This window comes from Xenorhabdus lircayensis, assembly GCF_016306625.1.
Classification (GTDB): Bacteria; Pseudomonadota; Gammaproteobacteria; order Enterobacterales; family Enterobacteriaceae; genus Xenorhabdus; species Xenorhabdus lircayensis.
In genome coordinates, this window is record NZ_JACOII010000044.1 from 61,470 (window position 1) to 85,134 (window position 23,665).

7 protein-coding genes are annotated in these 23,665 nt (G+C 47.2%); all 7 read left to right on the forward strand.

What is annotated here, in order from left to right; genetic code table 11:
• The first annotated feature begins 250 nt into the window (after nt 1-250).
• Nucleotides 251-700 (forward strand): homoprotocatechuate degradation operon regulator HpaR, encoded by a 450-nt coding sequence (gene hpaR, locus H8A87_RS13070; protein WP_198690387.1) that lies wholly within the window; start codon nt 251-253, stop codon nt 698-700.
• A 767-nt stretch (nt 701-1,467) separates the two neighbouring features.
• Nucleotides 1,468-3,534 carry a TonB-dependent receptor gene (locus H8A87_RS13075; RefSeq protein ID WP_198690388.1) on the forward strand — a complete coding sequence of 689 codons (2,067 nt, stop codon included), beginning with the start codon at nt 1,468-1,470 and terminating at the stop codon, nt 3,532-3,534.
• A 211-nt stretch (nt 3,535-3,745) separates the two neighbouring features.
• Complete coding sequence (locus H8A87_RS13080) at nt 3,746-15,148, forward strand: non-ribosomal peptide synthetase (RefSeq protein WP_198690389.1); 11,403 nt, start codon at nt 3,746-3,748, stop codon at nt 15,146-15,148.
• On the forward strand, nt 15,145-20,604 hold the full coding sequence (locus H8A87_RS13085) for a non-ribosomal peptide synthetase (protein ID WP_198690390.1): 5,460 nt from the start codon (nt 15,145-15,147) through the stop codon (nt 20,602-20,604). The genes H8A87_RS13080 and H8A87_RS13085 overlap by 4 nt, the downstream gene beginning before the upstream one ends.
• The gene (locus H8A87_RS13090; protein ID WP_198690391.1) at nt 20,601-21,695 is read left to right on the forward strand and encodes a saccharopine dehydrogenase NADP-binding domain-containing protein; all 1,095 of its coding nucleotides are present in this window, start codon (nt 20,601-20,603) and stop codon (nt 21,693-21,695) included. The genes H8A87_RS13085 and H8A87_RS13090 overlap by 4 nt, the downstream gene beginning before the upstream one ends.
• Entirely contained in the window at nt 21,692-22,891 is a 1,200-nt protein-coding gene (locus tag H8A87_RS13095) for a Gfo/Idh/MocA family oxidoreductase (protein WP_198690392.1), read from the forward strand. The genes H8A87_RS13090 and H8A87_RS13095 overlap by 4 nt, the downstream gene beginning before the upstream one ends.
• A 5-nt stretch (nt 22,892-22,896) precedes the next feature.
• Nucleotides 22,897-23,640, forward strand: a complete 744-nt coding sequence (locus H8A87_RS13100) for a thioesterase II family protein (RefSeq protein ID WP_198690393.1) — start codon at nt 22,897-22,899, stop codon at nt 23,638-23,640.
• Nucleotides 23,641-23,665 lie beyond the last annotated feature (25 nt).

Here is a 23,665-nt window from a genome sequence, read left to right on the forward strand (position 1 = left end):
GATCAACCTGTTATATTTTTTGTCAGGGTCATATGGGATTGAAATTAACTTTTTGTTAACTTTTTTTGGCGGGATAATTTTATTTATTTGTTAATGTTGAAGTCTTTTCCCTTTGTCGATAATTATGAGCGTGTTAGTCTTTTTGATGTTTGTGTTGTCTATTTTGATGTTTATGTTGTCTATAATAAGTAGCGTGCGCGTTAAACTTATAGAGAATAACTAGCGATTAACTAAAGAGTCACTTTTACTTATGCATGAATCCCTGACAATTGCATTACTTCAAGCGAGAGAAACCGCGATGGGTTTTTTTCGTCCCATCTTGAAGAGCTATAATTTAACTGAGCAACAATGGCGTATTATTCGCGTGCTTGCGAGCAGCCGTTCTATTGATTTTCATGATCTGGCTTGTCTCACCTGTATTCTGCGCCCGAGTCTGACGGGCATTTTGACGCGGATGGAGCGTGATGGGCTTATCTTTCGCCTAAAACCTATGAATGATCAGCGTAAGCTGTATGTTTCTTTGACGCCGGCAGGTCAAGAGCTTTACGAGCAGGCAAAAGGGCTGGTTGAAGAGGGCTATCAGGCGATTGAGGACGCCTTTTCTCCAGAAAAATTGACTCAATTTTTAGGGTTGCTGGATGAATTTATTGCTATAGGAAACCATTCTCAAGAAGATTCAGATGAAGAATGCGAGCTGTAGGTTGAAGACTTTATTAATGTGTTAATTAATTGATTTAGCAATAATAGTATAAAGACCGCCGTAATGAATTGCATAAGGATATTGATGCAGTATATTGCGGCGGTTTTTCTATTTTGGCCCAAGATTTGAGGGTGGAATAGTCTAAATAAAAAGATCATTTTTAGTAGAAAAATTAAAGTATCTAGATTGTTATCCGTAATTGTTTACTGCCATATGAGCTAATAAATAAACAATAACCCGGTAAAATCCCATAAAAATAATGCTTATATTGAGTGTGGAATCATCGAATTGATTTATTGAATTTATAAAAACCAGGCCGGTTATTTTCTGTTTAAACCAATAGAATGGGTAGGCTTGGAGATTGACTATCAAATATATCTATTAGTGTTTTTCTAATTAACGGCGTAAACAAATAGTTGCTTGTTATTTATCCACAGAAAAATACCACTTAATAAGTAGTGGTATATACCCTTTAATAATAAATGGGATTTAATTTTGTTAACATACCTCTTGTGAATGAGAATCATTTGTGTTTTAATTCGGTGGTTTTTAGATAACCAAAAATATATATCATCAATTATTGAAGTATTTTATTGTTATTAGATATTGGTTTCGTTATTAAATGTTGACTGGATAGTAAATAATTAATTATCACAATATTTTATTGATATAAAGTGAGTAAATATCATCTATACCCAATATATTTCTAATTTTTGGGTATGACTAACATTATGTTAGATAAGCGTTTTTAACCTTCATGGAGATGAATGATGATATTTAACCGAAGTACTGTCAGTTTAGTGGTTTTAACCTCTATTCCATTTAGTTCATTCGCTGAAACCAGTGGGAAAAATGATAAAATTGAATTAGATACCATTACAGTCACGGCTCAAAAAATCAAGACAGAACAGCAAAAAACACCCATCAGTATGAGTGTGTTGACTGATTTTGATATTGAACGACAAAACATTGAAAATATTTCTGAATCAATACAGCGTATTCCCAATTTCTATATGGTAAAAGCGGGCAATCCATCTGATGCTGGCTTTTTCTCAATGAGAGGCATTACCCCTGGTATGGAAGGGGAACAGTCTGTTGGTTTTTTCATTGATGGGGTAAATACAAATACTTACGATACTGAGCTACTTGACATTGATAAAATCGAAGTGTTAAGAGGCCCGCAGGCAACGTTATATGGTCGCAATACCGAAGCGGGTGTGGTTAGTATCACCACGAAAGATCCAGACTTCTCACCTGAATATAACTTTGGTCTGTCCTACGGGAATTATAACCGTACACAGGCAAATGCCGTTTTGGGTGGCAGCATCAATCAGAGCGAAGATTGGGCGTATCGTGCCGCATTGAAATACCTGTATAGCGATGGCTACTTTAAACGTGATTATGATGGTAAGAAAAACATCGATAATATCCATGATTTCAATGGCAGGTTAAAACTGCGTTGGCAGCCGGGCGACTCTAACTGGGATGTCATTACGACTTTTGATATGCAAAACCGCCGTAATGGTAATACTTCCTTTACTGAATTGGATAATATCAAAAAAGGGCGCAAGTCCATTAATTCCAACTATATCGGTAAAGTAAATGTTGACTCTTATAAAGGTCAGGTGAAAGCTATCTATGCCTGGGATGATATTGATTTTACCTCCATCAGTGCTTATACCGATGAAAAGAAAATTGATAATCAAGACTTGGATTTCACTAAAGACAGCATCAGCGAACTGCGGATGAAGAGGAAAACGAACTATTTATCGCAGGAATTTCGTTTAAATTCAAAAAATGAGGGATCATTTAACTGGTTAGTCGGTGCTTATACATTCCATCAGAAAGATAAAAACAATATCGATTATCGTTTTATTCCTCAATCTTTCGTTCAGGAGAGAGCGTCAGATATAAAAACAGATAACTACGCACTATTCGGTAATACCAGTTATTACCTGCTGGATAATGTGGAGTTAGTCGCTGGTCTGCGCTATGACTATGAAAAGAAAAATATCGACTTTAAACTGAATAGCGGGGGAGAAACCCGAGACGATAACCGCCTGTCATTTGATACTTGGCTGCCTAAAATGGGTCTTAACTATTACATGACAGACAATGTTATGACCTATGCCAGTATTTCGCGCGGTTACAAGAGTGGTGGTTTTAATACGTTGGGGCCAAAATCCAGCCGTTCTTATGGTGCAGAATATACCACCAACTATGAAACTGGCTTTAAATCTGAATGGTTTGATAAGCGTGTGCGCTGGAATACCTCATTCTTCTGGATTGATTTGAAAGATCAACAGGTTGAAGTCGCTTATTATCCACTGTCCTATACCATCAACAGTGGTAAGTCTGTCAGCCGAGGGCTTGAATCAGAATTGGCGTGGCGTATTTCACGTAACTTAACAGCGTCTGTCAATGCAGGTTATACCAATGCTAGCTTCAAAGATTTCCCAACAGAAATCAAAACCACGGCAGGTAAGTATGCATCGGTGAATTACAAAAATAACCGTCCTGCAAACTCACCCGATTACACCTATGGTGTTGGCATCGATTATAACTTCCTCAATGGCTACTTTGTCCGTGCCGATTACAATGTGAAAGGAAGTACTTATTTCGATAATGCCAATAGCAAAAAACAAGCTGCCTATGGTTTACTGGATCTTGGTGCAGGGTATGAAACCGGGGATTATGCAGTGAAATTTTGGGTTAAAAATGCCCTTAATCAGAAATATATTACCCGTGCATTCCAGATGGAGGATGGAAAATGGTATGCGCGTGCCGGAGAAGCAATTAATTTTGGCGTAAATCTAAATATTAAATTCCAATAATATATCTATACCCAATCAATAACTTTCAAGTTGCAGCTTTATTGGCTGCAACTTGAAACATGAAGGGTACAATTAATTTAAAAGGGCTGTTATTGAAATAACAGCTACTTATTTTGTGAAGCACGAGAGCTATGTCCTGAGTGTACTTTATGTGAATTTATAAGGTACTGATTCAATGCAAATTGATGATTTGTAATTGCAGGTAATAGTCATGGATAGTACTAAAAATTCTAATCGATGGGTGAGAAATACTCTATTTCAACAAGCGAGACTGACACAAGAAGATATTGCATTACGCTATTGTATTCAAAATAAAAACAATACTAATCAAACCGAATTTTATTCTTATCGGAGTTTATTATCGCTTGGATGTAAATTAGCCAGCCAATTATCATTAAAAACGGAAAATATTTCTCCGGCATTACTATTAATGCCCGGTGATTCCTCATTTGTTATCAGTCTGGTTGCCTGTATTATTCGTGGTGTATCTGCTATTCCCGTACATTTAGCAAGTCATTTACGTATTAATCGTAGTAGCGAAGCTATTGAACATATTATAGAAGATAGCCAGCCTGAATTTATTCTGACACTGAGCAATTTTGTTGATGAAATTGTCGAACGAGGTTGGAATAAAGGTCGTCAGATCATTTTGGTCGATAAATTGATTGCCGATTTTGTTGATTCTGACGCTGTCTTTCCAACCGAAGAACAATATAACGCTCTGTATTACCCGAGTGATAACCCCGTTTATCTACAATATTCCTCTGGTTCTACCGCTAAACCGAAAGCTGTCTGTAATTATGATGACAATATGCGTGCGCAGCATGAAATATTGCTTGAGTTACACCAGCACTGCCAGCCGAAAATCATTACAGCTAACTGGCTACCTTTCTACCACGATTTAGGTATGTTTTGCGGTCTGTTATTACCTTTACTATCAGGTGGATGCTGTAATTTCATGCCACCTGTACATTTGGTCGCCGAACCTTTCCGCTGGTTGAAAATAATCCATGATTATCAGGCCAATTCGGTGGCAGCTCCCGATTTTGCTTGGGAACTCTGTACTTCAATGATTGCAGATGAATTGCTGGCTCAACTGGATCTCTCGTCTGTGAAAATGGCCATGAATGCCGCCGAGCCGATTCGGGCAGAAACGATGAACCGCTTTTCAGCCAGATTCTCTGTCACGGGATTTAATCCACAAAGTTTTACTCCCGCTTATGGCATGGCGGAAGCCACTTTATTGATTAGCCATAAACCAATTGACCTGAATTATGTCAGCCGATGCTTTAATGCCAAGGCGTTGGCAAAGGGGCAAGCCATTCCCGATCCTGCTGGTCGGGAATTAATGAGTTCAGGCCAAACAGTAAGGCAGTGGCAATTACACATTGTGGATCCTGAAACCCATATGTTATTGCCAGAAGGGCAAGTCGGCGAAATATGGGTCAATGGTGCATCAAAAGCGGGTGGCTATTGGCAGAATCCGGCGCTGACGGAAGCTGCTTTTAACAATATGCTGGCAAATACGCCGACAGGGGATCATTCAGGTCATCATTACCTGAGAACCGGAGATTTGGCGTTCCTGCTCCAAGGGGAGCTATTTGTTTGTGGCCGCTTAAAAGATGTCATTATTGTGGGTGGCCAAAACTATATGCCCAATGACATTGAAAATACGGTTGAACGCGCCTGTCATGGTGTAAAAACGGGAGGGATCTGTGCTTGCCAGGATTTTGACAATGGTGAATTGATCATCATGGCGGAAATTTACCGCCATCTTAAGCACCATGAATTAACGGCAATGGCTAAATCCATCGTGGCGGAAATCGCACAGCATTTTCAACTGGTCGTGGCAAAAGTCGTTCTGTTGCCGAGAGGGAAATTGTGCAAAACCTCGAGCGGTAAAATCCGTCGTCGCTACATGTTATCGCAACATCTGACACAGCAACTTAATACGGCATTCCTATATTCTTCTGGGAGGGATTCTTCTGGGGACTATTCTGCTGAGAATGGTTCCAAAGAAACCGGCGTCATTGAAGAGAAAAAACCAGCAATTAAATCCGCATCACCTGCTGATTGGCTACAGATGGCTATTTGTCGCTTATTGGGTACGGATTCTTTTGATCCTAGCCGTGGTTTTAGTGATACAGGGCTAACCAGCCTGTTGGCGGTCAAATTCTGCCAAGAAATAAACCAGCATCTGAACTGCAAATTACGGGTGACAGACTTATTTGCTTATCCAACGCTGGCAAAATTAACCGCTTATATTGAGCAAAATATTTGCCCAGACCAGCAAAATAGGGATTTGGCTGAATCAGACAGAGTAGACCGGGAAATTGCCATCGTTGCCATCAGTTGCCGCTTACCCGGACAAACCGATGAGCATTGGCAGCACTATGGCGAATGGCTGGCAGCAGGGCAGTCAGCGGTTCGCCATGAGCAGAGCCGTTATCGGCGTTTTGCCCAACCCATCGGGGCGATTAACGATATTGATAAATTTGATGCGAATTTCTTCAACATTCCTGCGAGAGAAGCTCTGTTGCTTGACCCTCAGCAGCGTATCTTATTGGAATTGAGCTGGCATCTGTTTGAGCAGGCCGGTTGGCTGCCGGAAAAAAACGTAAAACAGCGGGATATCGGGTTTTATATTGGGCAGAGTGGCAGTGAATATGGTGCGCTTCTGTTACAGCAAAATAACCCTGATTACGCCAAAAGTTATCTGGTGACAGGGATCAACACCAGTGCGACTTCCGGTCGGCTGGCGAAATTTTATGGAACAACAGGCCCGGCATTAACTATCGACACTGCTTGTTCCTCCTCCCTTGTCGCACTGAATAGCGCAATCAATGCACTGCAACAAAAGCAGTGTTCGGCTGCTGTCGTGGGAGGTATCAATCTCTTACTCTCCCCGCAGATTGAACAGGCTTTGATCAATGCAGGCATGCTATCACCGCATGGCCGTTGCGCCACGTTCAGCCATGAAGCCGACGGTTATGTCAGGGGGGAAGGCGCTGTCTTATGTTTGCTGAAACCTTACCGACAGGCATTGGCTGATGGCGATCCTGTGCTGGCTGTCATTGAAGGCAGTGTTGTGGCACAAGATGGTGAAAGCAGTAGCCTGACTGCCCCGAACCCCAAATCTCAATCAGCCATGATGGCGCGGTTATTAACCGAAGCTGCTTTAACACCAGATGATATCTCGTTACTGGAAACTCACGGTACAGGTACAGCTTTAGGCGATCCGATTGAAATCAGCGCCATTCATGCGGTGTATGGCCAGAGAAAAATGCCACTGCATTTAGGGGCGAGTAAAAGCCAGACTGGTCATTTGGAAGCCGCTGCTGGCTTGTGCGCTGTAGTGCGGGCAGTAGCGCAGATCCAGCAGCAGAAAGTATTTGGTCATCCAACATTTACTCAATGTAACCCATTGATTGCAGATTGTTTCCATCATTATCGTTTTGAACGTGAAACCGTTGCCTGTGAAATCAATCGGGTGGCGGTGAATGCCTTCAGCTTTACCGGAACGATGGCTGGAGTCGTGTTGAGGAAGCCGGAAGACTCCGTCAGCCGCAGATCGCCGATGCCTTTATATTCCTTTAATCGGCAAAGCTACTGGCCAGAGGCATTGCTAATCGGTGCGGATCACCAATCAGAAAACCAATCAGAAAATCAACAGGCATTGGCAGTAAGCCATTGCTTGAATTTTGATTTCGTTCTTTCTTGGGTGGCAGAGGCGTTGTCCATTGACGTAAGCACATTATCTGATGATGACGATTTGCTGAACTTAGGGCTGGATTCATTGCAGATGTTGGATTTGGTGGATGAATGTAAAAAACAGAACGTCTCTCTGACACTGGCGAAACTATTCGAAAAAACAACCTTATCAGCATGGCGGAAATATTGGCAGAGTTTGACGGCGATTCATGAAAAACAGTTTAGCCATGAAAAGCTCGCAGAATCTGCCTCACCGTCCTGCCAATGGAATGGCGAACCATTCGCACTCACATCCATTCAGCAGGCTTACTGGCAGGGCAGGCAAAAAGGGCAGGTTCTGGGCAAGGTAGCCTGTCAGGTCTATATCGAACTGGATTGCGCTTCTTTGCCGGATGCTGATATCAATCAGGCAGTCAACAAACTATTCCAGCGTCATGATCTGTTGCGGATGCGCATTGATGCGCAGGGCTTGGCGGTGATTTGCGACTATCAGCCAGTGGCCGTCACTAGCTATCACTGGTTGCATTTATCGCATGAATCCTGCGTTGCCGAGAGTATGAACTTGAGAAACTTGCTATCGCATCGAATGGCGGATCTCAGCGAAGAAAGCGGCTTCCAGTTAATAGCCAGCCACAGTGATCAAGGCACGCGCTTACATATCAATATAGATATGGTGATAGCCGATGCTATGAGCCTTCAAATCCTGCTGGACGAACTGAGCGCATTTATCCGTCAGCCGGAATTGACGTTGCCTGCGCTCAATTACAGCTTCCCGCAGTACTTATTGGAACAGAAGTTAAATAATGAGAAGTTAAATAATGAAAAATTAAATAATAAGGCGTTAAACAACGCCGAACATGCCATTTATTGGCAGCAGCGTATCGTACAAGGAATGCCTTTGGCTCCTCAGCTTCCGCTGGCGGTGCAGCCAGCCGAATTGCAGGAACAGAAATTCCATCATCGTGACTGGCGATTGGATGCCGGGCGCTGGGATCAGTTGAAAAATATTGCCCGTCGTCATGGTGTCACGCCTTCGATGTTATTGGCGACTTGCTTTGCTGAAACCATCAGGGGCTGGGCGAAAGAGCCTGATTTTTCACTCAATTTGACCATATTTAACCGACGTGGCTCTCATCCTGAGTTACCGAAATTGGTCGCCGATTTTACTTCCTTGCTATTACTGGGCTGTAAGATGCAGCAAGGTGACAGCATTCTGACACATGCCCGCCGATTGAATCAGCAATTCATGAGCGATCTTGATCATGCGGATTACAGTGCGGTACAGGTCTTGCGTGACTGGTCGCAGCAGCGGGGAGAGCAGGTGACGATGCCTGTGGTATTCACCAGTAACCTTGGTCGGGATTTGCTGAACGAGAACACGTTGGGAACCCTCAACTACCTTGTTTCCCAAACGCCGCAGGTATGGATTGATTGTCAGGTAATGGAACATCATCAGGCGCTATTGATCAGCTGGGATAGCGTTGACGACTTGTTCCCTGCGGGGATGGTCGATCAGATGTTCAGTTTTATGACCCGATTGATTACGGCGATTGTGCAAGATGAAACCGTATTTAATTCATCGGTTACTGCTTATGTTGAACCGTCAATATTAGCACTGCGCAGAGCCCCGCATCAGAGTGAGCAGCTCCCGCCGTTCGCCCCCCGGCTTTTACACCAGCCGTTCTGGCACTGGTCAGAGAAAACACCTGCGAATATTGCAGTCGTCAGCCAAGGCAAGGCGTGGACTTATCAAGAGATAAGTGAGCGAGTGCTCGAACTGGCCTGGCGTTTAAGGGAACAGCAAATCCAGTATGGCGACCCTATTGGCTTGCTCTTGCCGAAAGGTATTGAACAAGTTATTGCTGTACTGGCCTGCCATGCAGTAGGTGCGGTATATGTTCCGCTGGATATTGCCATTCAACCACAGCGGTTGCAGCAGATTATTAACCAATCGGATGTTTGTTTAGTTATTGGTCATCAAGAGCGTGATGTACAGGCCGGACAAACGGATTATGGCTGGCTGAATATGGCCGCAATAATCCACAACCAGCTACCGATTGAGCAGGTTGTCTTCGGTCATCCTGCCGATGCGGCCTATATCATTTTCACTTCTGGCTCGACTGGCGTACCAAAAGGGGTCGTGATTTCACATCAAGCTGCCGCCAATACAGTTGATGATATTAACCGCCGCTATGGAAACAACAAAAACTCGCCCATCACCATTTTCGCGTTATCGGCGCTGAATTTTGACCTATCCGTCTATGATATTTTCGGTTCACTCTCTTTGGGGGGAACCCTTGTGTTACCGAATGCGGGGCAGGAAAAAGAGGCAAAACAGTGGCTTGATCTGCTACATGATAATCAGGTCACTCATTGGAATAGTGTTCCGGCACTGTTTGAAATGCTGCTGGTGGCGGCAGAGCAGGAACCGCGCGGGCTGCCGGCTTCACTGAACCAAATTTTGCTTTCTGGCGATTGGGTCGGGCTGGATTTGTTACCTCGCTTGCGGGCGTTGGGCAGCCAGGCAAACTTCACGGTGCTGGGAGGCGCGACAGAAGCCGCAATATGGTCGAATGCCCTTGATGTTTCAGAAATTCCGCCACATTGGAATTCAATTCCTTACGGTTATCCATTGGCGCATCAATATTATCGCGTTGTGGATAGCAAAGGTCGGGATTGCCCAGACTGGGTAACAGGCGAGCTATGGATTGGCGGACAAGGCGTGGCATTGGGCTATTACGCTGATCCGGACAAAACCGCCACTCAGTTTGTGATGCAAGCAGGAGAACGCTTTTACCGGACAGGCGATTTTGGTCGCTTCTGGACGGATGGCTGCCTTGAATTTCTGGGGCGTCAGGACAAACAGATAAAACTGCACGGTTATCGAATTGAATTAGGTGAAATTGAAGCGGTTGCTGAACGTCTTAGCGATGTCAAACATGCAGTAGCGTTGTTTATAGATAAACAGCTTATAGATAAACAGCTTATAGATAAACAGCTTGTAGATAAACAGCTTATAGATAAGCCGCAAAAACATATTCAATTATTTATTGAAGGCAAAGAACAGCACGGTTCCAGCGAATTAACCGCGCCAGCCGATGCGGTAATAAGCGAACTGCCTGATGAGATTGCCGCCATTGATCAGAGTGATGCTGAACAGGCTGTCACAAGCCATCTTCTTTACCAGATCCTGAACAATGTTTTTGCTCTTGATCTGGCTGACTACCAATCAAGTGATGCGTTACTGGCAAAAGCGGGCATTGCAGCGCAATGGCAACCCCTGTTTGGTACTTGGTTAGCGTGGCTGGTAGAACAGGAAATGCTGGAATGCCATGCTGAGGGCTTCAGAGCCACGGCGCGTTGGCAAAAACGCTCTCTGGATATCCACGATCCACGCTTATTATCGATCTACCATGCCATTAAACCGAAGTCAGCGTGGTTGGCTGGTGTATTGACGGGCAAAGAAAATCCGCTGCTATTGCTGGATGATCCGGTAATTTCACCGGAAAACTTAGTCGCCTATTCACCGGATACGCGGGCAATGGCAGAGGCGCTTTGTCACCAGATTGAACACCTGTCTGACCGATTGCAGCGTCCGGTTCGGGTGGCTGAATTAAATGGGCGCAGCGGCATACTGGCCAGTTACCTCCTCAGCCATCTGAAAGTGGAATGTGTTCATTATTGCCTGATGGAATCGGCCGGCTCGCTGAGAAAACTGGCCGAGTACCGATTAGCGGGTTATCAACATACGGTTGAAGTCATCTCCGCACCGGATCAAAAAACAGGTTCTGCTGATATCGTGATTAGTAACAATGCCCTGCATCGGTTTAGCGATATTGGGCAGGGGATCGCCGCCCTTAAATCATTCTGTGGCACGGACTCCCTGATTTATGCTTACGAAAGTTTGGCGCTGAGTCCGTTGGCATTGCTGACTGTATTATTGTTACAGGATCAGAATGGGTTCACTGATCAGCGCAAAGGCGCATTTTCTCCGCTGCTCAATCAGCAGGATTGGCAGAAAACATTGAGCGATGCCGGATTGGTTATCCATGCCACGAAAGCGGTTCAACCTCATTCCGCCTTGTTTATCTGCCAGTGCAGACAGGCCAGGAAGGTGATTCATCGTGAAACCGTGATGCAGCACCTGCGGCAGTATTTGCCCGCCTATATGTTGCCGGCACAGATCACTTCATTAACTCAGCTTCCGCTAACGGCCAATGGCAAAATAGACCGTCAGGCACTCATAGCGCAAGCGGCCGTCGCAAGGCTTGAGGGGTTGTCTGGACAGATGCTGGCTGAATCGGTGGAGAACGTCACTTTATCCGATGAACGTGAGCTGTGTGTTGCGCGAGTCTGGCAGCAGATATTGGGGGTTGCGCCACAAGCTGACAGCAATTTCTTCCTGTTGGGTGGGGATAGCTTACATGCGACCCGTATCGTCGCGCAGTTGGAAAAAGAAGGCGTCGTTAACGTCACATTGGCGCAGATCTTCTCTCAGCCCGTATTGCGTGAGTTCGCCCAAACCATCACATTCAGCGCACAGACCTTGCCGTCAGCGCAATTGATTCACCAGCCAGAACTGCGCTATACGCCATTTGAGCCGACGGATGTTCAGCGTGCTTATTTGATGGGGCGTCAGGCAGGATTCAACCTCGGCGGTGTTGCAACACATTATTACAATGAATATGAACATAATGAGGGATTCAATGCGGTCAGATTGGAGAATGCGCTTTCACTGCTGATTGCCCGCCATGATGCGCTGCGGATCGTTTTTGATGAACAGGGTTGCCAGCGAGTGCTGGAACAACAGCCTTCATCGTCACTCAAGGTGATTTACTGCCGTGCCGATGAGTGGGAACAAGTCACTGCCACCCAGCGGGAAACCCTGTCACACCGTGTGCTGGAACCAACACAGTGGCCATTGTTCCACGCCACATTGATTCAGTCCGATGATGGCAGAAGCCGTTTCTGCCTTGGGTTGGATAATCTGGTACTGGATGGCCTCAGTATGCAGATCTTTTTCACTGAGCTGGCGGTTTTCAATGCCAAAGCTCAGGTTGAGTTACCTTCGGTTGGTATTGGCTTCCGCGATTATTTGACTGCGGATCATCTGAAACCAAAGAACAAGCTGAATGCAAAACATGATTCAGAAAGCTATTGGCACCAAAGATTGGAGCAATTGCCTGATGCGCCACGTTTACCACTGATTTGTGATCCTAAATCGCTGGGTGCGCCGAAGTTCAAACGCTGGAAATCAGTTTTGCCGGCTGATCGTTGGCAAAAACTGGTCGCAAAAGCGCGGAGTTACCAAATCACGCCATCCTGCCTGTTGCTGACCTGCTATGCACAGGTATTGGCAAAATGGTCTGAATCTGCGGCGCTGACAATTAATGTGACCCTGTTTGATCGCCAGCCTTGTCATCCTGATATTAACCATATCATGGGGGATTTCACCTCCCTCTTATTGCTCGCCTGTCACCAGTATCAGGGTGAAAGCTGGTTTGAGCGTGTCCAGCGGACACAACAGCAGCTCTGGCAGGATCTGGAACATTCAGACGTCTCTGCTGTATGGGTGATCAGAGAACTGAACCGCCAGCGCGGAACCACGGATATCACCATGCCGGTGGTCTTTACCAGTGCTTTGGGAGCACAGGTGACGGATTACCCTGACACTGATTTTCCTGAGCCACTCTGGGGAATATCGCAGACACCACAGGTCTGGATTGATCATCAGGTACTTGAACGACAAGGCGAACTGCATTTCAACTGGGATGTCGTGGAAGCGTTATTCCCCGCCCAGATGATTGATCACATGTTCAGTGCATATTGCCAATTGCTGGAAGACTTGGCGGATGCGGAAAACTGGCATGTTCCTCTGACTGTGCCTTTGCCTGAGACTCAACAAATCAGTCGTCAGCAGGTGAATGAGACCAGTGTGCAATTTGAATTTGCACCGTTGCATTGCCGTGTGGCAACAGCGATGCAAAAATTTGCCCAACAAACGGCGCTGGTGGATGGGGATACCGTAATCAGCTATCAGCAACTGGAACAAGCTGTCAGAAAATTGGCGCAGTATCTGATTGAGCAGGGCATCAGAGAGGGAGATCTTGTCGGCATCGCATTGCCCCGCAGTCATGAACAGATTATTGCACTACTGGCTGTGCAATGGCTGGGCGCCGCCTACGTACCGCTCTCAAGTCAGTGGCCGCTATACCGCAGGGAACAGGTCATAGAGCAGGCAAAAATCGCTTATGTCATCAGCCATCATGAACTGACATGGCCGGAAAACGTCACGGTTTTGTCCGTACAGGGAGAGCCTGATACTACATCGCGTCCTGAACCGTTAGCGGTGGCATCTGACTGCCTGGCCTACATCATTTTCACTTCCGGCAGTACAGGAACCCCCAAAGGCGTTGCTATCAGCCACGGTGCGGCAGTGAATACCATTGAAGCGGTCAATCGTCAGCATCGCTTGAATGAAGCGGATAGGGGAATAGCTCTGTCGGCACTGTATTTTGATCTTTCTGTTTGGGATATTTTCGGATTGCTTTCAGTGGGCGGAGCATTAGTCATCGTGGCAGAGCAGCAGGAGAAAGACGCCGCTGCTTGGCTAACCCTGATCAACAAACATCGGGTGACTGTCTGGAACAGCGTGCCTGCCTTGCTCGAAATGGCACTGTTGGTGAATGAAGATGTCGTCAATGAAAATACAGTCAATGACAATATAGTCAATGAAAATGGCAAACAGGGGTGCGCACTGGGCAGTTTACGTTTAGTGATGTTATCCGGCGACTGGGTTGCTGTCACATTGCCGCAACGACTGAAAACATTCGCCCCTGACGCTTTGTGTGTTGCGATGGGCGGGGCGACGGAAGCCGCTATATGGTCTAACTACCATGTCGTTAAGGATGGTGTAGTTAAGGATGGTGTAGTTAATGAGGCCGTTAACGGTGTAGTTAATGAAAGCTTAACTCATGACTGCTTGAAACAGGAGCCAATGCAGGAACCCTTAGTGGACTGGCGTTCTGTTCCTTATGGTGTGCCTTTGCCGAATCAGACCTATCGCATCGTCAATGAAACCAATGAAGATTGCCCTGATTGGGTCACGGGAGAACTTTGGATCGGTGGGCAAGGCGTTGCGCTGGGCTATTTTGGTGATGAAGAACGGACAGCGGGTCAGTTTGTCAGCCATAACGGTCAGCGTTGGTATCGCACAGGCGATACAGGCCGCTATCGTTCTGGCTCCATCATCGAATTTTTGGGACGCAAAGATCAGCAAGTCAAAATTTCTGGTTATCGTTTGGAGCTGGAAGAAATTCAGCATGTTCTGCAAGCGTGTCCTGAGATTCAAGACGCTCTGGTGTTTGTCAGCAAGCAATATGCAGATAAACAATATTCAGACAAACAATATTCAGATAAACAAGCTCGCCCAGTGCTGTCTGCTGTTGTGATCTCCCATGATGAGCCGGATTGGGATGGCATCATGGCAATATTGCGCCAAAAACTTCCAGAATATTCAATACCGACTCGCGTAGGCCATTGTCAGCGCTGGCCTTTGACCGATAACGGCAAGCGGGATCGCCAGGCACTCGAAACCTTACTGCATCCTTATGCCCGTGCCATTGAAACCATGCGTCCATCAACTGAGACCGAGTTGCTTCTGTGCGATCAACTCAAATCACTGTTAAACATTCCGCATATCAATCTGCATGACAATTTCTTTGCCATTGGTGGCGATTCCTTTATCGCTACCCGTTTAACGTCGGCACTGCGCCGCAACCACGGCATTGAACTGCCATTGTGGAAGATATTTAGCTTACAGACTATTTCACACATCGCTCAGGCCATTGAATCCATGTTCATGGATGAAACAGATATTCAATTTGAGGAAGGTTCACTATGAATCAGGAAATACAGCATCAAGCCACCGAATTGCTTTTTAGTCTTGAAAATAAACAGGCCCGTTTCTGGCTGGAGGGGGAAACATTGAAATTCAGGGCGCCGGAAGGCGTCATGACGCCAGAAACCATTGCACAGCTAAAGGCACTGAAACCTCAGCTCATTGAGTTATTGAAAAACTGGCAACATCAGCGTGAGTTGTTGATCCAAAAAGACAAGCAGAATGAACCTTTCCCATTGAGCGATGTACAGGCCGCCTATTTTGTCGGTCGCCAGAGTTTGTTTGAATATGGTGGCGTTGGTTGTCATGGTTATTTTGAAATTTTATCTCCCCATTGGGATGCCGATAAATTAGAGCGAATCTGGAACCAGATTATCGCCCGTCATGGCATGTTAAGAGCCGTGGTGATGCCCAATGGGGAGCAGATGATCCTGCCTTTTGTCGAGCACTTCGCCATTGAACAGTCCTCTCAATCGGCCGAATCCTTGCGCGAAACCATGTCGCACCGGGTATATCAAACGGATAACTGGCCGATGTTTGATTTAAAAGTCAGTCAGGCTAATGGTAAAGCGTGCCTGCATTTCAGTATCGACCTACTGATTGCTGACTTCCTGAGTGTCCAGATCTTACTGGCTGAGTTATTGAATGGTTACAGCGGGCAGGCGATAGATCAAGCCGCGTTAGAAATCAGCTTCCGCGACGTTATTCAATATCAGCGCCAGCAAAAACATGGGCGCGATTATGCGCAGTCACGTCAGTACTGGATGAACCGCATTGCGGATCTTCCCGCCTGCCCACAATTGCCAGTTCTGCGCACGGGCTGGCAGGGGACGCCACAATTCATTCGCCACGATTGCCAGCTTTCCCCACAGCAATGGCAGGAATTACAGCAGATTTGCCAGTCACAGGGCATTTCTCCCTCTGGTCTGCTTCTGACATTGTTCAGTGAAGTGATCGCCAAATGGTCTGAAAGCCGCCATTTCAGCTTGAACCTGACGGTAATGAACCGTCCTGATGCGCACCCTGAAATAGCGAAATTAGTGGGCGATTTTACTTCGGTCAGTTTGCTGGAAGTGGATTTGCGCGACTCCTGCTTGCTGCGTCAACGTGTCGAACAGATCCAAACCCAGCTTTGGCAAGATCTGGAACATAACGCATTTTCTGGTATCGAAGTGATTCGGGAATGGGTACGCCAGCGGGGCAAAGAGCAGTCGAAAATGCCGATTGTCTTTACCAGCGCCTTAGTCGGTGAGGGAAAAACGCAGGCGCAGGAAGCGATGATTGCCTCCCAAATGGAGATTGAATTCAGCTACGGTATCAGCCAGACACCGCAGGTCTGGATTGACTGTCAGGTGATGGAATTTCAGTCAGGGCTGCGTATTAACTGGGATGTGTTGGCGGGAATTTTCCCTGCCGACATGATTGAAACCATGTTTGCCGCATTGGTTGATACCGTCATGCAGGTCATCACCGATAAAGCCGTCTGGCAGCAACCTCTCACTTTACCGTTGCCGCAAGCACAGCAGCAGGTTCGCCAGCAGGTCAATGCAACCCTGAAACGGATTGAACCAGACTTACTGCATAGCAACATTTTACTCCAAGCGGAACAAACGCCATCAGCCATTGCTGTGATCGATGCACAGGGGACGATCACATACGCTGAACTGGTGGATCAAGCGCAGAAACTGGCGAAAAAACTGGGGAGCCAACAGCGTCATGCCATTTTGATGGAAAAAGGCCATCAGCAGGTTGTGGCGGCGCTGGCGATCTTGCTGGCAGGTAGCGCTTATGTGCCAGTGGATGCCCGCCAGCCGTGGCCGCGAATTCTCCAAATTCTATCCGATGCGGCGATCAATACCGTCATCATTGCCGGAGCAGAAGAGCAGAAAAATCCACTGACGGAGGCAGGTTTTGTTGTCCTGAATCTCCATCAAACAGAGTCCTATCCTGAGCAAACCAACTTTGCATCTTCCGGTGCGGCTCCGCAAGATCTGGCCTATATCATCTACACCTCAGGCAGTACAGGCCAGCCGAAAGGCGTGATGATCAGCCATGAGGCGGCCTGCAACACAATTTGCGATCTCCAGCAGCGGATCGCGTTGAACGCCAGTGATCGCATGTTGGCTCTGGCGCGTCTGAGTTTTGATTTATCCGTTTTTGATCTGTTTGGCGTGCTGGGTGCGGGTGGGACGCTGATCTTGCCTGCGGAAGAAGATCTCCAGAATCCCGCCAAATGGTCGCAGTTAGTGGCACAGCATCAAATCACCCTGTGGAACTCTGTACCCGCGCAAATGAAAATGCTGACCGAATATCTGTCAGCCGAAACCCTGATCCAGCCTTCTTTGCGCTATACCTTATTGTCCGGCGACTGGCTGCCGGTCAGTCTGCCGAAAGTCATGGCGCAGGTGTTGCCGAATGCGACCCAGCTTAGTCTGGGGGGCGCGACAGAAGCGGCGATCTGGTCTAACTGTTGGCGGGTTGATCCGCAGGAAGAGTATCAAACTAGCATTCCTTATGGCATTCCACTGACCAACCAACAATTTAGAGTGGTTGATCCACTGGGCGCAGATTGCCCTGATTGGGTGGCGGGTGAATTGTGGATCGGCGGCTATGGTGTGGCGCTGGGATATTGGCAGGATGAGGAAAAAACAGAACGTCACTTCTTGACCGACACTCACGGCGAGCGTTGGTATCGCACTGGGGATCTTGGCCGCTATACCCGTGATGGCGTTATCGAATTTTTGGGCAGAATCGACCATCAGGTCAAAATCCGGGGTTATCGGGTGGAAACCGGCGAAATTGAAGCCTTACTGTTGAAGCATCCGCAAGTTGCTCAGGCCGCTGTCATTAAATCCGGCGATAAACATCATGCGGAACTGCATGCTTATGTGGAGCCAGCCAAGTTGTCGCCGCTATCTCCTGAAAGCCAGCAATATTCCCATTACTGTCAGCAGACGGTGACTGAAATCAGAGAAATGGCTGAACAAGTCGCTGCATCGCTGGATAGGGAGCTGATTGAAAAGTTGTTCTCAGTATTGGATCAAGTGGCGTTAATGCAGATGGTGAAAGCATTGTCAGAAATGCAGACCCTGCCTCTGCACCAATCCGTAACCCTCGATGAGATTATGCAACAAGGCAATATTGCGGAAGTCAACCGCCAACTGACCAGACGTTGGCTGCGTGCGTTGGTACAGCATCAATATTTGAAACAAGATGGGCATCATTACCAGTTAATCCAACCTGTTTCTGATCACGAGATTGATGATTGTTGGCAGCAATGTGTACAGCTAATGATGCAACTGGATAATGATCGCGGTTTACTGACTTATCTGGAACGCAGCAGCCAATGCTTACCAGAATTGCTACAGGGAAAAGAAGATCCTCTCAACTTATTATTCCCTGATGGCAGCCTTGATGTCGCTACCCATGCTTATCAAAACAATCTGATCAGCAAATTCATGAACCGCTTACTGCTCAGTACGGCAGAGAAAAAAGCGATTGAAGTGAACCAGCAGCAGAACCGTTGCCTGAAAGTGCTGGAGATCGGCGCGGGTGTGGGAGGAACCAGCAATGTGCTGATCCCGCATTTAGCCGGATGGAATGTCGAATATACTTTTACAGATGTTTCAACCTTCTTCCTGAATGAAGCCAAGAAACGTTATCAGCAATTTGATTTTATTCACTATCAGCTTTTTGACTTCAACCTGTCACCTATCGAACAGGGGTTGGATTGTGGGCAGTTCGATCTGATCATTTCTTCCAACGTGCTGCATAACGCGATTGTTGCCCGCAATGGATTGGATCATCTGCGCCAGCTTCTGGCGCCCGGTGGCTGGATGTTGATCATTGAAGCGACCCGCGATAACTATCAGCTGATGACATCTATGGAATTTAAGCACGGCTTAACTCACTTTGCCGATGAACGTCTGGAATTGGATTCACCCTTTATGCCGCAGCAAAATTGGCTGAATGCACTGCACGATGTAGGGGGTGAAATCGTCTGGGCATATCCCCCTGTTGATGATGCGTTATACCAGATGGGGCAAAGTTTTATGTTGGCTCAATTTAATTCATGCCGCCAGCATTGTGAGTCTCAGTCACTGTTGGACAGTCTGCGGGAGCAATTGCCTGACTATATGGTTCCCGCCAGACTGGCGATCCTCGATGCCTTACCTATTTCTGCCAATGGAAAATGGGATCGCAAACGGCTGCCCGTCTTGCCGGATCAAGTGAATAACAAGGCGGAGATATCATCACCGCAGACTGATGACCCGCTGGAGATGACATTACTCACGCTGTGCCGTGAGGTGATTGGCAACGCGGCAATGGGCATTGACGATGATTTCTTCACCAGCGGCGGTGATTCTCTGCTCATTACCCAATGGATCAACCGAATCCGGGAAACGCTGGGGGCTGATCAGGTTCCGTGGGAGGGCAGCTTAAGGCAAGTATTGCAACAGCCGACCGTCAGGGCATTGGCGGCTTACCTGCGCAGCCAATCAGAACAGCAAGAAACCCAAAATCGCGCCTGTACCCGTATTGACTGCCTGAAAGAAGGCGATGGAGAGCCAGTGATTATCCTCCATGAAGGCAGCGGTACTGTTTTACCTTATCTGCCATTAGTGGAGAAACTCTCTGGCCCAGTGTATGGCTTGAGCATTGGGAATATCGAGACATTTTTATCCATTCCTGCGGATAACTTGATCCCGCAACTGGCCGCCAATTACTTAAAGGAAATTCAGGCGATATGGCCGCAATGCCATCTTGTCGGTTATTGCATGGGGGGATTGTTGACCTTTGAAATTGCCAGACAGGCCATGGAAAGTCTGACTCCGGTCAAATCAGTGACAATTGTCAGTAGTTATCAGATCCCCTATCGCATAGAAGATAGCCTGATGATTGATATGTCGGTTGTCTGGGCGTTGGGCATTGAAAGCCCGTGGCCATTGGATAAAAGCGAACTTGACGCGATTTATGAGGAAATCTTAGCGGAGAAGCCAGACGTCATTACCCATGATGCCGTGTTCCAGCGTGCCAGCGCCAACGGATTGCACGAACTGGCGACAGCTTATGCTCAGGTTCAGCAACGATCTGACGACCAGCGCCTGTCGCAGTTATTGGCGGCCATCGGAGGAAAAAATGCCACAGCGTCTGACGTCAGCCAAACTCAATGGAAACAGATGTGTGAAGTGTTCCGCCATAGTATTCGGGGCGTTTGCGGCTACCAGCCTGAATATTATGCTGGAGACATGACCTTTGCCTGTCAGCAGGGAAACACTTACCTGTTACCGTCATTGCAGCAGGACATGAAAACCTTCTGGCAGACCTACTGCATTGGTGATGTTACCTATCTCAATCTGAACGGCGATCATTTCAATTGCATGAAGGCCAGCAATATCCCGCCTCTGGTACAGCATATTGAACAGGGCAAACAAGGCAAAATAAAGGAGGCAGAATGAAAAGGAAATCCGTACTGGTGATTGGCGGGCTCGGTGCTGTCGGTCGTGCCGCTGTGGGCGTACTTTCCCAATTGGGCTATCAAGTCATGATAGCGGGGCGCAGCGCGCGCCCTGAATATCAAAATTATTATCAGCTTGATTTGTTTGACCGAACAGCATTAGCCCGCTGCTGCCAGCAGGTTGATTTAGTACTCAACACCGCAGGGCCATCTTCCCTGATTGAAGATCGGATTGCCGAAACCGCATTCAGCACCGCAGTTCATTATGTTGATGTGGCTGGTGATCCTGCCGTGGAGAAAAAAATCTTACAACAGATCAGTACATCTCAAGATCATTGCCGTTCTGCCTGTGTCTTGGGGGCGGGCTTTGTTCCGGGGCTGGCAGCAATGCTGCCTCTATATGCTGCGGCGTATTTGCAGCCAGTCACGAAAATCCGCCTCTATACTGGCGGTATCGAAGCATTTACCGCCACATCGGCACAAGATTTCCTCGTCAGCCAGCAACCGGAGCGGCAGCAGGGCAAAACGGGATATATTTTGTCTGGCGGCCAATTCATCAGGGCGGGGATCGAAAAGAATCCACCTATCTCCACAGCGGAAAGAGCGTTTGATGCACTGCCTTATTTCAGCTTCGAACAGGAAAGAGTCGCACAAAAACTGTCTCTTTCTCATTTAGCTGCTTACAACTTGCTGGCGGACAGAAGTCTGTTACTGGCAGCGTCAGCGGATCAATCCCCAGCGGAGCAGAACAATGCCATTCAACGCTTGATCACCTTGAGCCAGCGGCTGGTAGAACAAGAAGGGGAGCAGCAACACCTGCTGATGGAAGCACATGGCTTATTGGCGGGTAAATCGACACAGCTTAGGTTGCAAATCCGCTTTAATAACAGTTATCAACTGACAGGCAGTATTGCAGCATTGGTGGCTCATCAGTTACTGAAACAGCCAATGACCGGGCTGTACTGGCTACCGGATATCATCAATATCAGAACATTGCTAACGCAATTAGATGAATTATCCCTGTTCAGCAGTTTCAGCTCAGATATTTTGCCTGATGATGAAATCGTCCTCTTCCAGGAGGGGGAAATATGAATAATCCATTAAAAGTCATCGTCTGTGGCACGCTGTTTGGGCAGATTTATCTGTCCGCTTTCAAACAACCGTTTACCGGATTCGAGCTGGCGGGGATTCTGGCTCAGGGCAGCGAACGCTCACAACAATTGGCGCAGGATTATGGTGTGCCACTTTATCACCACGTAGATGAACTGCCGGATGATATTGATATCGCTTGTGTCGTGATTCGTTCTGCTATTGTCGGTGGAAAAGGCAGCGAAATTGCCAGAGCACTCTTACAACGGGGCATCTCAGTTTTGCAGGAGCATCCCGTTTACCTGCGTGACGTCGCCGAATGCTTAAAATTGGCTCGTCAGCAGGGTTGTAGTTATCAGGTGAATACGCATTACCCCCATGTCCCGGCTGTTCGTCAATTTATCGACTATCTGCGGGAAGCGCTGCAAACCCAGCAAGCACTGTTTATTGAAGCCACATGCGGCGTTCAGGTTATCTGCGGCTTGCTGGATATTCTTGGTCGCGTCTTCGGCCGCTTTACGCCCTGTGGTTTCAGCCTGCCAGAGAGCCATGATGATCGATTGCTTGGTCTGATAAATCACAAACCGCCTTACACGCAATTACGGGGCGTGATTGCGGGCGTTCCTTTAACGCTGAATTTACAAAACCAGCTAGATCCTGCCGATCCGGATAACCATTTTCATATTATGCACCGCATCTGTGTCGGGCTGCCTAGCGGCAATTTATTGCTGGCGAATACACACGGGCCAGTTTTGTGGAATAACTGTTTTCATATCCCCAGAGTGAAAACAGAGTCGGGGTGTCGTGAATTGATTGCGCCAGAGTTGGCACCTGACTATTTTTTGCCACCCCTGAGCCAAACTGTCTCAAACCATGAAGGTCATTCCCATGACGGCTATTCTTGTGCAGACGATCCTCGTGCAGATAATCCTCGTACAGATAATTTGCAAGAGGTATTGAACCATCATTGGCCATCGGCGGTGCGTCATGCTCTGCGCCAATTTGCTGACCAGTGCCAAACCCCAACACCTGCGGATGCGCAATATCTGCTATCGCTGACCAATGCGTGGAAATCGCTGATGGAACATGTGGGCAATCCTGAAAGCGTCTCTCTTGCTGATCCCATTATGGCGATACCTGAGATCGATGTTTTTTTATCTAAATGGAAAAGCAAATGGAAAAGTGAGAGCGAGGAGTAAGACGAATGAACGACCGTATTTTCAGATTGATTAAATCGGGCACCCATCAACAGATGGTCTGTTTTCACCATGCCGGCGGAACCGCAGAATATTTCATGCCGTGGAAAAACGGCATTGCTGATGATACCGCCGTCTATGCTGTTCAACTTCCGGGGCATGGTTCTCGTATTCAGGAGCTTTTGCTGCACGATCTCCACCAAATGGCCGATCAGATTGCGGCGGCCTGTGCATTCCTGCCTGCCCGCCCAACAATATTTTTCGGTCATAGCATGGGCGCGGCTCTGGCCTTTGAAGTCGCCCTGCGGATGCAGCAACAAGGGAAAGGCATCACCGCGCTTTATGTCTCAGGGCGATTGCCGCCTCATAAAAATACCGGCACCGATTTTTATCGTCAGAGTGAAGAAAAACTGCTGAACAAAATTATTTCGCTGCAAGGTGCGGAGATGGATTATCGGCAGCCTGAGCTGAAATCGTTGTTGTTGCCGATTTTTCGCGCTGACTTCGCCGCGATAGAAACCTATCAACGCCGCTGTGATCTACGCCTGAATTGTCCCGTGGTTGCCTGTATCGGAGAGGCCGACAGTGAAGTGTCTGTCAGTGATATGCAGCAATGGAGCCAAACCTCCAACGGAACATTTGTGTTGAACGTGTTTTCTGGTGGGCACTTTTACCTCAATCACCAGAGGGGATCAGTATTTGATTTTCTCAATCAATGTTTGGCTGAAAATCAGCCAGTTATAAATGTATAAGTAAGTTATAAACGTATAAGTATAA

Bases quoted from the DNA above. Each gene is read 5' to 3' on its own strand.
- hpaR (WP_198690387.1), top strand. From the start codon at position 251: ATGCATGAATCCCTGACAATTGCATTACTTCAAGCGAGAGAAACCGCG.
- H8A87_RS13075 (WP_198690388.1), top strand. From the start codon at position 1,468: ATGATGATATTTAACCGAAGTACTGTCAGTTTAGTGGTTTTAACCTCT.
- H8A87_RS13080 (WP_198690389.1), top strand. From the start codon at position 3,746: ATGGATAGTACTAAAAATTCTAATCGATGGGTGAGAAATACTCTATTT.
- H8A87_RS13085 (WP_198690390.1), top strand. From the start codon at position 15,145: ATGAATCAGGAAATACAGCATCAAGCCACCGAATTGCTTTTTAGTCTT.
- H8A87_RS13090 (WP_198690391.1), top strand. From the start codon at position 20,601: ATGAAAAGGAAATCCGTACTGGTGATTGGCGGGCTCGGTGCTGTCGGT.
- H8A87_RS13095 (WP_198690392.1), top strand. From the start codon at position 21,692: ATGAATAATCCATTAAAAGTCATCGTCTGTGGCACGCTGTTTGGGCAG.
- H8A87_RS13100 (WP_198690393.1), top strand. From the start codon at position 22,897: ATGAACGACCGTATTTTCAGATTGATTAAATCGGGCACCCATCAACAG.